The following is a 630-nucleotide window of genomic DNA, read 5'->3' as shown; positions in this document are numbered from 1 at the left end:
CTCCTAAAAAGTAACGGAGGCGTTCAAAGGTTCGCTCAGAATGGACGGAAACCATTCGTAGAGTACAAAGGCAAAAGCGAGCTTAACTGCGAGAGATACAGCTCAAGCAGAGTAGAAATACGGACTTAGTGATCCGGTGGCACCGCATGGAAGGGCCATCGCTCAACGGATAAAAGCTACCCCGGGGATAACAGGCTTATCTCCCCCAAGAGTCCACATCGACGGGGAGGTTTGGCACCTCGATGTCGGCTCGTCTCATCCTGGGGCTGAAGTAGGTCCCAAGGGTTGGGCTGTTCGCCCATTAAAGAGGCACGCGAGCTGGGTTCAGAACGTCGTGAGACAGTTCGGTCCCTATCCAGCGTGGGCGTAAGAAATTTGAGAGGACCTGTCCTTAGTACGAGAGGACCGGGATGGACATACCACTGGTGTACCAGTTGTTCCGCCAGGAGCATAGCTGGGTAGCTAAGTATGGAATTGATAAGTACTGAAAGCATCTAAGTACGAAGCAACCCTCAAGATAAGATTTCTAAAAGTACGTAAAGAAAATACGTTTGATAGGTCCAAGGTGTAAGTGCAGTAATGCATTAAGCTAATGGATACTAATACTTTTAATCTTGACTGGAAATATTG

The 630-nt window shown here is 48.4% G+C and carries 1 rRNA gene; it reads left to right on the top strand.

The annotated features are described in order from the left end of the window. Positions 1-622 (top strand): 23S ribosomal RNA (locus AB9Q04_RS08015); the annotation flags it as partial. Between the last annotated feature and the right edge of the window lie 8 nt (positions 623-630).

This window comes from Anaerococcus groningensis (assembly GCF_046365465.1).
GTDB lineage: Bacteria > Bacillota > Clostridia > Tissierellales > Peptoniphilaceae > Anaerococcus > Anaerococcus groningensis.
This window is presented reverse-complemented; position numbering and strand designations above follow the sequence as displayed.